Origin of the sequence: Cohnella fermenti, assembly GCF_004801405.1 — a bacterium.
Classification (GTDB): Bacteria; Bacillota; Bacilli; order Paenibacillales; family Paenibacillaceae; genus Cohnella; species Cohnella fermenti.
Genome location: NZ_SSOB01000006.1, coordinates 174,685 through 188,231 on the forward strand (window position 1 = coordinate 174,685; position 13,547 = coordinate 188,231).

The 13,547-nt window shown below is 44.0% G+C and carries 12 protein-coding genes; 1 reads left to right on the forward strand and 11 read right to left on the reverse strand.

All coding sequences use genetic code 11. The annotated features are described in order from the left end of the window. Positions 1 to 26: 26 nt before the first annotated feature. From E6C55_RS06565 to E6C55_RS06605, 9 genes are all read right to left on the reverse strand, one after another. Positions 27 to 749, reverse strand: a complete 723-nt coding sequence (locus E6C55_RS06565) for a reverse transcriptase domain-containing protein (protein ID WP_136368980.1) — start codon at positions 747 to 749, stop codon at positions 27 to 29. Between the two features lie 566 nt (positions 750 to 1,315). Next, the gene (locus tag E6C55_RS06570; protein WP_136368981.1) at positions 1,316 to 1,639 is read right to left on the reverse strand and encodes a hypothetical protein; all 324 of its coding nucleotides are present in this window, start codon (positions 1,637 to 1,639) and stop codon (positions 1,316 to 1,318) included. Positions 1,640 to 1,655: 16 nt separating this feature from the next. Beyond that, positions 1,656 to 2,222: a hypothetical protein gene (locus E6C55_RS06575; RefSeq protein ID WP_136368982.1), complete on the reverse strand. Its 567-nt coding sequence runs from the start codon at positions 2,220 to 2,222 to the stop codon at positions 1,656 to 1,658. Positions 2,223 to 2,462: 240 nt separating this feature from the next. Then, positions 2,463 to 3,695, reverse strand: a complete 1,233-nt coding sequence (locus E6C55_RS06580) for an IS110 family RNA-guided transposase (protein WP_136368983.1) — start codon at positions 3,693 to 3,695, stop codon at positions 2,463 to 2,465. A 156-nt stretch (positions 3,696 to 3,851) separates the two neighbouring features. Next, positions 3,852 to 4,136 (reverse strand): hypothetical protein, encoded by a 285-nt coding sequence (locus tag E6C55_RS06585; RefSeq protein WP_136368984.1) that lies wholly within the window; start codon positions 4,134 to 4,136, stop codon positions 3,852 to 3,854. A gap of 230 nt (positions 4,137 to 4,366) precedes the next feature. Then, entirely contained in the window at positions 4,367 to 4,891 is a 525-nt protein-coding gene (locus E6C55_RS06590; protein WP_136368985.1) for a hypothetical protein, read from the reverse strand. Positions 4,892 to 5,242: 351 nt separating this feature from the next. Further along, on the reverse strand, positions 5,243 to 5,797 hold the full coding sequence (locus E6C55_RS06595) for a helix-turn-helix domain-containing protein (RefSeq protein ID WP_168735496.1): 555 nt from the start codon (positions 5,795 to 5,797) through the stop codon (positions 5,243 to 5,245). After that, on the reverse strand, positions 5,775 to 6,005 hold the full coding sequence (locus E6C55_RS06600; RefSeq protein WP_136368987.1) for a hypothetical protein: 231 nt from the start codon (positions 6,003 to 6,005) through the stop codon (positions 5,775 to 5,777). Before E6C55_RS06600 ends, E6C55_RS06595 begins: the two co-directional genes overlap by 23 nt. 526 nt (positions 6,006 to 6,531) lie before the next feature. Beyond that, entirely contained in the window at positions 6,532 to 6,801 is a 270-nt protein-coding gene (locus E6C55_RS06605) for a hypothetical protein (protein ID WP_136368988.1), read from the reverse strand. A 167-nt stretch (positions 6,802 to 6,968) separates the two neighbouring features. Between E6C55_RS06605 and E6C55_RS06610 the strand changes: the two genes are divergently transcribed. Continuing rightward, a complete protein-coding gene (locus E6C55_RS06610) occupies positions 6,969 to 7,193 on the forward strand; it encodes a helix-turn-helix domain-containing protein (RefSeq protein WP_136368989.1) in 225 nt (74 codons plus the stop codon). A gap of 94 nt (positions 7,194 to 7,287) precedes the next feature. Here the strand turns inward: E6C55_RS06610 and E6C55_RS06615 are convergent, their stop codons facing one another. Beyond that, positions 7,288 to 7,668, reverse strand: a complete 381-nt coding sequence (locus E6C55_RS06615) for a hypothetical protein (protein ID WP_136368990.1) — start codon at positions 7,666 to 7,668, stop codon at positions 7,288 to 7,290. A gap of 5 nt (positions 7,669 to 7,673) precedes the next feature. Next, the gene (locus E6C55_RS06620; protein ID WP_168735497.1) at positions 7,674 to 13,484 is read right to left on the reverse strand and encodes an RHS repeat protein; all 5,811 of its coding nucleotides are present in this window, start codon (positions 13,482 to 13,484) and stop codon (positions 7,674 to 7,676) included. Positions 13,485 to 13,547 lie beyond the last annotated feature (63 nt).

The following is a 13,547-nucleotide window of genomic DNA, read 5'->3' on the forward strand; positions in this document are numbered from 1 at the left end:
TCGTGGGTTTTACTTTGCATAACGAGTTACTTCTCATAAGGCGGATTATGCAAAGCTTTGCATAATCCACCTTGTGGCGATCCGATTTCGGTTTTGTGCAGCTGACCGTCTTTAACGAAGCCTGACTTTAGCCATTGTCCGATAAGCTTAAGAATACGCCGATCACTGATTCGTTGCCGAATAAGTGTCATAAGTTTGTCGTGTGGGATGTTGTCAAAGTACCCTCGAATGTCTACATCGACTACCCATGAAACCCCTTTTCGAATGGTTTGCTGAATGCACCGTATGGCTCCTTTGGCATCCCTTTTCGGTCGAAATCCATAGGAACACGCTTTAAAATCAGCCTCAAAAATGGGCTCAATCACCATTTTCGTTGCCATCTGCACGACTCTATCTCTTACCGTAGGAATACCTAATGGACGCAGCTTTCCATCCGCCTTCGGAATCTCATGACGGCGAACCGCTTGCGGGTAATACATCCCCTCCCGAAGCTGTTTGCCGATCTCTTCTAAAAACCGCTGTTCCCCGTATTCTTGCTTTATAAAACCGATGGTTACTCCGTCTATTCCGCCACTTCCACGATTAGCTTTAACCCGTTCCCATGCTTCCAATAAGACATCCTCGCGAAACACCTTGTCATACAACGCATGAAATCTTCGTTTCGGATTTGCCTTGGCAACAAGATATAGGGTCGATTGGAGTTGTCGAGCTTTTTCTTTGGCGTCGTTAGCAGATTTCACTGCATTCACTCACTCTTACCTCCGCTCTCCCATGAACAAAGTAAGGGCGCTTCCCTCCGCAAGGTTGTGTTGTCCTTGCATCCAAGGTACTATCTCCCTCTCCGACTCCCTTCTCGCAACTTACCATTTCACCCTTTCGAGGTTTATAGGTTCGCTTTTTACAGCTCTTCCGCTGTGCGAGGGAGGGTCTCCCTAGTTCCAGATACAACTTTCAGAACATACCGTTCCCCTTACACCGGAGAGTTCTTCCGTGCTGCATTCCAAGCTCTTTGCACGTTCCATGGTCTTCGCCTGGTTTCTCAAGGCTCGACTCTCTCTTGTCCCTTTCGGGCCCATGTGACGATGCGGCAGAATTCACTTGATGTTACGGTCTGAACTTTTGCTCGCAATCCGTATGGAATGCTTTGTCACAGGGCTTCAACCTTAGGATTTCTCCACCAGTTGCCTGTCAGCTACAAGGCGACTTGGCTCTTACCTTGGCCGGACTTTCACCGACGAGTTGTACCTAGCTTTGCTAGGCGCACGAAAACCACATGGAGTTGTTAGACTCGCATGTGGTTGAAGCAAATAAGTCTTCATTTATTTACTGATTCTTGCAGCACCATTTTTGCATTAAATCCGAGTAGTCCCGGTTCACTGGTTAGATTGTTTAAAACTGTGACCGCTTCATCTTTTGCATTATCTACCCTAACAAGGTAACTCCCAGACCATAGTCGAACATAAGGATTTTCATGTCTTAATAACAATGTAAAAGTCTCGATTTCTTTTAATAAATTAACCGCAGATTTATGAATCTTCTTATAGCTCTTATTCGCCTCCTTATGATCTCCCTTATTTGTTGCTTCACCATGCTTAATCGAAGAAAGTACAAATTGGTCAACTGTCGAACTCTTATCCATCTCTCGAACTCCTTTCTCAACTATTCGGAGTAAATATCCACCCTTTTTCAGTTTGAGTTACTGTTCCAAATCTCTTTAAGACATTCAGCCCAAAATCAAATTGCTTTTCGAAGCTTTGTCCTGCAAGCCAGTTTCTTACTGTTAGCCCATTAGTAAACGGTTGAATTGAACTATAGTAACCACTGATTTGGGAATGAACACTACCACTATAACCTGACGGGATCGAAATTACATTATTAATATTTTGTATGTCTTCTGCTTTAAATCCTGATCTTTGAACTTGGCTTTGCTCGACAATATGATGCCACGCTTTATTTTCACCAGCCGACCCAAGTACTTTCTTTAAATCATCAAATGATTTAAAACCTGTAATTATTTCATCGCTATTTTTACCGACTATAATAAATAAATGGGCTATCTTTCCCGCCGCAAACAGTTTTCCCCATGGTGTGAGACTCGCTGCTGAAATTGCTTTTTCGTACCCGGACGAATTATCCGAGGTAAGAGTACGGACATCATTTAAGACAAGTAAATCGGCAACTTCTTTAGAGCGTTGACCTATATGTGTAACATCGTACCACATTCGGTTACCCGCAATAGACGCAGCATTTTTTATGTTACCCCAGGAATACATACTAAGTATACTTTTTAAACTATTCCCTGTTGGATCATAATAGATTAGCGGATTATTTTGCACATACGTATAAAGATTCAAACTTAACGGATTATCAATCTGCCCCTCATACGTATCCTAGTTAATAAAGCGTAATTTGATTTAATGTAAGGACGGTGACTGTTTTAACAATCCCGCCCCTTCATTGTATCACCCGACATTATGGCTGGACACATCTGGAATGATATAGGCCGCCTTTGTCCGCATCAGATAGTGAATAATGTTCACTAGCTTTCGCATGATGCAGACAATGGCCTGTTGTTTTGTCTTCCCTGCCTTCAGTTTCTGTTCATAGTATTGATGGAAATACGGATTGCGAGGTTCCTTCTTCGTTCGGGTAACGGCAATCTGCCGGATGGCCAACGCCTTGATAATGTCATGCAGTTCGCGATTGCCTTGTTTACTCTTGTAATTGCGCGACTTACCACCTGACCCTACCATAATCGGCGCGACACCGGCGAAGCGCGCCAGTTTGTCTGGGGTCGCAAAACGATGAATATCTCCTATCTCTGCCACAAGGTCCGCTGCGGTGACCAGATCAATCCCTGTCATCGTCTCCAACCGGAATCCTAATTGAACCATCATCTCTTTAATCTCGCTCTCTACACGTGACAGATTGCTCTCAGAGCTTCGGATGTCTCGAACCAAGCTTCGGACGATGAAATCCCTTTTGTCCTGAAAATCCCGCTTGGTATCGCCGTCCGACTCAACGAGTTCCTTGATTTGAACCGCCTTCTTGGTCGATAACCCATTGTGGCTCAGCACTCGAAGGAATTTGGCTAACTGCTCTTCCGTAATCTCTTCCAAATGATGAGGTGACGGGAAGCGCCACCAGAACGCCAACGCCGTCTTGCCATCCACTTGAGAGAAAAACTTCTTGTAGCTCGGATAATGATAGCCCAGTTGTTGATGAAGCTTCTTCAACGTGCCCGACAAATTCCTGGCTACCCATCGCCGTTGATTAACCAGTTGACTAATCGCCCAATACAAATCAATGGGCTTCGCATCGGGCAAGAACGGCAACTCGTCCCGGAGAACCCGCGCTACATTCTCTGCATCCCAAGAATCCGACTTATGGACCGTGACATGGCTCTTTCTCCTTGCATTCGCCAGCTTCGCATTAACTTCCTTGACCCAACAGCCGCTCTCGGATAGATAGACCGCTAAAGCTCGCCCATAGCCGCCGATATCCTCCAGACCATAGACCGCCTTCATTTCCTTTGATAAATGCTTCTTTACTTCTTTTATAAGCGTTGGAAACGCAGTTGGCTTGTTGTCAAACTTAATCTCGCCTAACTTCTGATTCCAACAGTCGATGATCACGGCCGTATGATGCTGCTTATGCAGGTCAACGCCGACATAAATATACTGTTGTGGGTTCATGTGATCGCCCTTCTCTTTATTCCACCCGATAACCATCTCGTTCATGAAACAGACGAAAAGCGTAAGGTTGCATCCTCAGTTCGAGCGGACGAGCCGCAAAGATACGCCAGCAAAGCCTTACGCTTTCTTATGTCTGATTTCTGTTTTACTTCCCGGTTACTTGGTCAAATGATCGGTAATAAATTGTCGTTCTGCCTTCTTCAAATAACGAAGCGAGTTATGGAAGGTGTACAGGTAGCCTTCTCTCAGCGAAAAAAGTCGCTCCTTATCTCCCGCCGCAATCGCTTCCTTAATCGCCGGAATCAGTTGTCTGTTTGTCACGCCAAAGCGCCCCGGCTTCACCAATGCTTCCTCTTGCCGAGGTTCCGCCTTCACCGTCTCAGCATTCACTGGAATCTTCTCTTCTTGTACCTGAATTTGTTTAACCGTCTTCTCGCTCAACGATACGACCTCCATCTGATTTGTCCTTTACGATGGCGATCGTATCAAGTCGTGTTGCTCTCGTACACGGTTCATTTAAACCTTCCAGGGCTTCAGCGTGTATCTCAAGCGATGTGTAAACTATTGCTGACTATCGAAATTGACACTTTTTCCACTTCGAGTGTTCATTCGCATCGCTTGTTAACAGATCATTTACACAGCCGTGTTAAGGTTAACAATCGTATCCAACATCAACATCGGGAAGTAGTCATCGTCGTATGGCAACTCGAATCTAAAAGTGTTACATGCTCACCTCGGAGGTTCAGTTCGATTAAAGGTAAAGGAACATAGTATCCGGGTTTGCACAGGATATCTGCGGTCACTACCGAATCAAATACATCTTGGGATAAAGACGGAATCAACCTTCGTTGAATACCCAGTTCAATCGCTCGATGCAATTGATTCTGATTCCAGTTCCGAAATAGGGTAAACCGAGTAAAGAATGCGTTTAAAGCTGAAAACTCTGAATCGTCATAATACCAAGGGTTACCTGCCCCTTGGTCGTAATCGCGATAATATAACGTCCCCTCGACCATGCATAACGTATCTTTCAAGGTTCCTTGAATGCTTCTCATCATCACTACCGCCTCTCGGACAAGTTTGTTCTCTTCGCCTAAATGCATACGAATCTGTTGAATTTCATCTTCAGAAGAGGGGATGTCATTTCTTACAATCATTCGATAATCAATTATATTGCGAAGTGTTTCATCTTTCATCGTTTAGCCGCCAGCCTTTTGATGTTATTGATCTTTTGTTGTGATTTGAGAATGAATTATTCTACTCAAAATCGCTTCGAACATTAAACATGACTTAAATAATATTCATGTATCACGAAGTAAACTCGAAATTTCACCTAAGCACGAAGTAAATATAATCCCAAAATGCACATGGTTGAATCCCAGAGTGCCCACATTACTAAATATATTATCTAAATATAGTACTATTTCTCACCAAGGTTCGAAATAGTAGCAGCGAGTTGCCTCGCTGCATCTACTTCGCTTTCTTTTCTTCTATCCTGGATAATGCCATTTATTCATTAGTTTCGATTAAAGCAGCTCACGGCTGCATTAATTTTCAAGTTGACGCTCATGAATGAGCGTGATTTGAGAATCATCGCGAACATAATCGATATAACCAGCCCGTCTTAATCCTCGCTTTAATTTATCAATGTGGTTAGTTGAACAACCTACTTCCTCCGCCAATTTATTCTTGTCCATCCAGCACGTAAAATCCTGTTTATTCAAGTCGGTATGTCGCTTCAACGCGCAGTACGTCATTAGTTCCAACGCGGATAATTTAAGGTCAAAAGCGATTTCATAAGGGATGGCGGCATAATAGGTTTCATCGCACTTGATTGTGTACTCGTTGCTACCCCACGCGTCTTTCCCATGGATGATCTGTTTACGTGATAACATATTTGAATCGCATAAGGTTCGAATATGCTTCTTCACCTGGCGCTCCTTCAACCCCGCTCGTTCGGCAATCTTTTGGATTTTGACCCTGATCTGTTTATTGGTACCATCCCGAGAATGCAAAAGTGCAAGATAAACTCTCTTCGCCTCGCTGGGAATCGTTAAGGTAAGTAAAACATAAGGTACTCTAATATGTTGACGCTTTGCCATCATCAGCCGCCAAGTATCCCTTCGTACCAGTTAGCCATTTTTTCTCCTCGGCTTTCATTTTATTTTCAGTTTTCAAAGAGCATTTTTTATTTTTTCTCCTTTCACAATCAATATGATATATAATGCATCCTCGAATTTTGACAAAAGAAATGACCGCCACTTCAAAGAAGAGACGGCCAGCTTGTTTGGCTCCTATTGTATAAATCATCCCAGCATGAAGCTCGTGATTCGAGCACCATTTCATCTCATCCAGATGGAAATCGTCTGTTTTTTAATCGCTTTTTACAGCCATGCTTCATTAATCATGAATGACTACAGGTGTAGAAGCGCCCTTCCCACAACTCGGACATGCATTGGTGCCATATCCGTCACAATGAAAACACCATCGCTTGCCGCAGGACGTGCATTGATTAATCGTGAGCGGCGAGACGTCATTCGGATTTTGATTACAGCTTGGACATTTAGGCATATTGGATTCCACCTTGAAAGAAATTTGATAACTTGCATCAATTGTAGCCGTTAATACAGCGCACCAACGACTTTAAGTAAGACTAAGGTGATGACCAGCCCAAAAGCTAATAATACAACGATCCCTACAAATACAGTGCCAATGGACTGTTCCTCCTGCAGATTGGCCCCACAATTTGGACAACTTGTTGCCGTCTCAGCAACTTGATGTTGACATACTTTGCAGGGTAATAATCCAGGCATATCGTACACTCCAATCAATAAATTCAGATTTTTCGGTTTGGAATCGATACGGCAATAATGAACCCAGCGACGACTGTCGTTCCCATGATGTATTTGAACCTTGTTCGTCGCTCATCTCCATGTTGGAAGTCATCTAGTTCATCCTCGAACAATTGTTTCATTTTAGCGTCGTCGTTGAGAATTCCCAATGTCAGTTCAGGCTCTTTAGGCGGTTGGAGAAGGAGCATGTAGTAGCCGACTTCAAGAACAATGGCGAGTGCAAGTAAAGTCATAGCGAGCTTCCGTGTGGTCAAGTCGTACCTCCTCTCAACAATATGGAAGGACTGATCGATCTTATCAAAGAAAAACGGTCCAATACATGGAAATCCCTCTTCATTATGTTACGCATTAACGTACCAGTTGACAAGAGTTAACATGATACGCTTTTGCGTAATAACTGAAAATAAAGCAGGGATGTCCCTTGACGAAGAAGGTCGTGTTGAAAATTCCTGAGTTACTCAGAAAGCATGACATCAGTTTACGTGAGCTTTCTCGATTAACAGACATACGACATGCGGCGCTCAGCGAACTCGCCAATCATAAACGTCAAAACGTTAATTTCGGGCATATTGAGCGTATTGCCGAGGCTTTAAATATCTCGGATATTCGTAAGATTATTGATTTTAATGATGTTGAAGATGAATAAAGACCGCCTCGTTAAGGGCGGTCTTTACTTTGTTTTCGGCGAAAAGAAAACCACATGGAGTTGATGCACTCGCATGTGGTAATTGAAGATTAATTCATATCTTCCCAGCTATATACAGATCCCAAGAAATGATTTCTATTACATTGTCTTGCAATGGAATAATATAATGCTTAGATTTATCTAGAAATGAAGCGCTCGAATCTGTATTTTTTAATGTAATCCTTAATAGGTTAATCCAGTCCGAATCAATAACCTCAAGAACTTGATTGCTTTTTTTATCGTTTATTAAAAATGGAGCAATATCTATACAGTCAATCGTTGTTACTCTTAGAGCCTGATATGGCGAGAATACTAACCGCCATCTTTGCTCATCTGTATCGTCTACATTTACAACAATTTTTGCACCTTCTAATTGAACCTGCTCAAGTGGCGTGTTATGAATATAAAAACCAGTGTCGATTACCTTAACCTGCAATAACCTCATCCTCTCACCTTAATTGAAACACCTTCGTTTTTGGTTGTAAACTTCCAGGCATCCTTTGTGATTTCTTCTAATGTAGCTAATACATATTTTATTTGAGTCCCCGCCTGTTGAGCTGCATAAAGTCTCCTGTTATCAAGTGTAAACCAATTCCCATTCATATTGAATATGCGAATTTCAGGTAAATCATTAGGATCTAAAACACCAGATTTTAATGCTTTAATAGTGTCGTCTAGATTAACTCCATTTTTAAAGACCTTACTGATACTATCCTGTGTGAATCTAATTACACCTGAATCCATTAAACCTTTAGCGGCAATTCCCCCTCCTTTACCCTGTGGAGAGAGTTCAGAAAATAAAAACCCTGCCATAGCCCATTGTTCTACTGACATCGGCTTTTCTTTACTTACTTCAATATAATCCTTAATTTCTGAAACCTTTCCGAATGTCCAATAGTCTACAGCACTCCCCCATGAAGAGTGTATTTTAACCAATTCATTCCATTGGCTTTGAGTATATCCTGATACATTATCCCACGAGTTTATTATCGAGTCTTTTACGGAGTCTAAAGCTGCTTCGCAATATTTTTTTCCTAGCCATTCAGTGAAGCAATGACCTGACGGGTCAGTATAACGTAATGGATTGTTGGCCGTATAAGTATACAAATTCAACGTCAGAGGATTATCAATCTGCCCCTCATACGTATCCTCATTCATAAACCGTCCAATACTTGGGTCGTACCATCTGGCGCGAAGGTATTGCAGTCGAGTCGTGCTATCCCATAGTTCACCTGAATATCGGAATGGGTTATACACACTTTCCTGCTCTGCTGCCGGGGTTCCCCACATATCATACTCATAGCTGTTTAAGAGAGCTCCGCTCGAACCTCTTAATTCAACAATATCCCCATGTCCATTGTGCAACACATAGGCTTTCTCTCCACTGCTATACTGAATGGCCTCCAGTTGATTCCCTCTTATATAACGTGCCTTCAATTCGGGAACGCCATTGACTACCTTGGCTTCAGCAATGATTTGATCGCCATCATAGTAATATCTTGTCGTCTCGCCATTCTCTATCCGTTCAACTAATAATCCGTCCCCGTCGTACCGATAATTTACGGTTGAACCCGACGTCGTTACTTCGATTAACTCGTTCTCAATATTAAATTCGTTTGTCATCTCCCGAATATCCGGCAAAACCATCGTCTCTAATGTCAAACGGTTGCCTCTCATATCGTAAGTATAACTCTCTCCAACTGATGCTGCTGCTATTCGATTTAGCTCATCATACGCATAGCTATCCAGTTGCCCATTTTGGATTCGTTCGCTTATATTCTTGTTGTCATCGTATCCATATTTAAGCTCATTTACGGTTTCAACAGGGGTGAATTGCGTTAATTCCTTTAACAACTGTCCTTTGTAAGAATAAGAGGATACGATACCATTGCCGGATGCCTTCTGGCTTAACAAGCCGTTTCCGGTATAGGAATACACAGCATCCGCATTGCTTGAATCCGTACCTACCGAATGCAAACGATCCCTTGCATCATACGTATACGATAGGACTCCGCCAAAAGGATCCGTCATCTGAATCCGATTGCCATTCAAATCGTATTGATCAACGGTTAATTGCAAACCATCCGGGTACTCCTTCTCGGTTAATTGACCCGTGTAGGCATCGTACGTGTACTGAGTCTCTCCGATGGAATCCGTCATCCACAAGCGCTTGCCGGCATCGTCATACCCATAGCCCACCGTCTTATCAGTGCTGATTTGTCCTGTCAGTCGGTCACGGCTATCATATTGATAGTTCACCTCATTTCCATTGCGATCGACTACTCTTGTCAAGTTCCCGTTCGCGTCATAGAAGCGCTTCTCCGCTGCCCCCGCTTGATCCGTTGACTTAATAAGTCGACCAATCTCATCATAAAGTTTCGTTTTCTGACTGCTATCCGGGTTTGTAATCCCTGTCATATTGCCAAGCCAATCGTACTGATACGAAGTTGTCTCGTTTTTGGCATTCGTAACGGATGACAAGTTGTTCCACATGTCATAGCTGTAATACGTGTTCTGCGATTTGGCATCCGTTCGCCTCACTACCTGACCGCTGATTGCATCGTAAACACTGCTCTCCACGCGGACAGATGCAGCATCTCCCACATTCAATTCGTCCACCGTAACTAATTGACCAAGCGTATTATATCCATAGAACATCTTATTCCCGGCTCCATCTACATTCGTCACAGAGCGTGATGCGTCGTCGTAGATGACGGTCTCCAATGATTGATCTGCATAGACGGTTGTCGTTAATCGGCCCCAATTGTCATACCCATAATAGGTCCGATATCCTTTGGCATTCTCCGACCAAATAAGACGGCCATAATCGTCGTAGCCATATCGGAGCTTTGCTTTATAGCCTTGACTGTCATAAATCCCTTCTTCTACCTTTAGGCCAAGGGCATTCCATGTGGTTTTTGTTTGAATCCCGACTTCATCCGTTACGACTACCGTGTTGTTGGTATCATCATAGGCGGCCGTGACTATCTTGTTTCCAGGTTGGGTAACTTGAATCACTCTTCCAAGGGCATCGTATTCGTATTCGGTTGAGTGATTATTCCCATCCGTCCATGTCTTTACCTGCCCGCTTAAAGAATCGTATGTCGCTTTGTTCGCAATCGTGCTTGCGTGCCCATCCGCATCAGTCACGACAACCGATTGTCTGGTCATGAAGGCGGACAGATACAAATCACTATACTCGAACGTTGTCGCGATGTTCTTGCCATTGTTCTGAACGATTTGGCTCTTGACGTTCCCATAGCTATCGATTTCCGGATAGCTCACTTGATTGATTGCCGCCCCGTTCTGATCGTTCGCCCTCACGACAATCTGCGTCACGTCTCCGAACGAGTTTCTTGTGAACGCTGTATAGTTCCTTCTGTTCTGATCAATCGGTTCGCTAATGGACTGGATCAAGTGCTTATTGTCATAGGTGTATAACGTATTCGCTCCGTTCGGCGCCGTTTCGGAAGTCACATTGCCGTAGTCATCATAGGAGTACGCTGTCGTCAGTACATCCGAATTCAGGTTGTTTGACGCTGTGATCGTGGTCGGCGCAGGTGCCGAGTACGTATTCGCGCCTACTTTTTTTCCATACGTATAATCCGTTATCTTCGACAAGCCATTTGCAGCTTCTACTTGTCTGTTCAAGTAAAACTGTACAGGCGTGACATCGTCAATGTAGTCCTTCCCATACGTATAAGTCGCCTGGTTCAAGCCACTGTCAACCGTAACAGAGAAGCTTATATCCTCATTATAAGAACTCCCCATGTCCGAATTGCCATAGCTGAAGGTCTTGCGATTATACGTTTCCGTTTGTCCTCCTTCATACAGCAATTGATCGTAACGGGATTGAAGCCGATACACCTGATTGTAAGAGGAAGTTCCGGTATACCGTTTCACAGGAGTAGATTCATAATTGTATTGAGAGACCGCCCCCGTGGGATGTTGAATTCCTGTCAGTAAGGCATATGGATTAGACATGGCACGGTCAGCGTAATCCGCCATCAGGTTGAATTGGGCAGAGGCTAAGGTGTAGGAGTATACCGTCTTTCTTCCCGCAACATCCGTCACGGAATCCAACAACTCTTTGCCTTGCTCCGTATGCTTCTTATAGGTAACCGTCTGCTCGCCGTTGGTAAGGACCACTTCGGAGGCCGAATACGTGATGTCAATCGAGTTGCCGATGATATCTGTCACATGACTCAGTAGTTTGCGCCCATAATTCGCATTGTCGGAATACGAGAATCGAAGGGTATTGGAATGCGCATCCGAAACCTGCAGCAATCGACCATCCGCAGTAAAATGCTGCTTCATATTTCCATCCGCACTGGTTAGTACGTATTGAGAAGCCTCTCCGTTCACCGTGACCGAAGTATCCGTGTTAAAGGACAAGCCTTGCCATGCGTATCCCTTAAGCTGACTTCCCTCCACTTGATACGTGCCGCCGTCAGCAAGATGGACAAAGGTTTTGCCATCCTTCATAACCAGATAAGGAAGTTGCCATGACCAGCCTTTGCCAATAGGATATAGCTGCTCCTCAAGCGGGATTGTTGTTTTGTTGGAGTACGTCGTATAAGATGAAGAGCCGACCGGAACGGATACGATAGTCGCATTCGGCTCACTGGAAACATAATATTTGTATGTTCCATCTGTATCGATATAGCTATTCGCTTGGATTGTGCTCTGGTAGGCTAATGCATCGGTATAGCTGCTATAGTAGTTGGAGCTTAGCAGTGCCGGACTCCCCGCTCCTTCATAAGAAGAGGTTTCTATCCATGGACTCCCGCTAATCTGGTATGCATAGCGCCAGCGAATTCCGTTGCTTGACGTCCATGCTCCATATTTCGTTGTTCCTTGGGAATTATCGGCTGGTTTTTGAATATAACCATCATAATTCTGACGATACACTCGCGTGTCGGAGGCCGGCTTGGTTACGGTTCCCGAGTATTGGGCTTGCCACTCTTTCGTACAAGTATATCCAGCGTATTGAGGAGAAGGAGATGGGCATTCCTTCTTGATTATGGTATCCACCCGATTTAATGTACCGGTAAACCCGCCGGAATCATACGTCTTCGACAACGGACAAGACGTCGCTGTTCCGGTCGCGGACCATACGCCTTGCGAATTATACTGTCCCGCCAAAGTAGTTGTGCATGTATCTGTTTCTGTTCTCGAAGCCGCCGCCGTATAAGAGCCTGAAGAGACAAAAGGGGAACCCGTCTTGTACAAGTTACCGCTATAACCATTTTGAGCACGATAAATCGAAGCGGGGAAGCTAGTCGTCGTGCTGCTGGTTCGATAATCTGTCATATACAAAGAATCGGCAGGCATTGTACTGGGATACTTCACCCCACTTGCCTTAGCCGCCAGAGCAGCGGCTTCGGTGTCATATGAATTATACGTTACTGTACTGGACTCAAGAATACTTGTTTCATAGTCAACAGCCCCATCACTATCATTATCCTGTTGCACCCACTTATTTTCTTTATACTTTAGATTATATTGCGTTAGAATCGGCCTTAAAATTCCAGAGAACACAACTGCATAATAATACACCGTATAAGGATACGTTGTGGCTTCATAGGTCATATCATAGAATTGGGAGGCTTCTGATGTATATTGCCGAGTTAATGCAAAAGAAAGCCCTCCTCTGCCGGGCAATTGCATATCGGATTGCGTAATGGACATTCCACCAGATAACGTCGAATAGGATTCTCCATTATCTCCAACCGAGTACGGGGCTTTGCTAATAGAAGTCATGTTATAGACTGGCGGATTTTCTAAAATGGGGGGTTCTTCCATAGCGAGACTTTGCAGTCCCTGAGAATGACCGTAGGTTGCGTCTTCTACGGAGGAGTCAACTGATGAGTCCTCCGTGGAAGCCTCATAAATCACGCTCGCCACGCTGAATTCTTCCTCGGTCAATACCCTAATAGGATTTGGTTTGCCCGACATAGCAGGCAACTGATTATATACTGCGCCTGTAGCCGATTGGGATAAATTCAAAGCAACAGGGAACAGCGCACGAACTGCCTCCTCGTAGCTGATATTATCCAACTGAGCTTTCCATAATGCACTATTGATCTGATTTAATGTGTAACCTGCCTCGATTTGTTGCTGCAAGAAGACCTCTGTCACATTAAATTGATTCATGATTGCCGCTTCAATCGTGACAGTATCCTGAATAGCTTCTGTTCCTTCGAAGGGTGATGCATCATCTTCTGCAAGCGCCAGGTTAGCCGTCGTCATCTCCATAGTACTTAACAAGATGACGCCGATTAGCAATAACGATACTAATCGTTTAAGTGAACT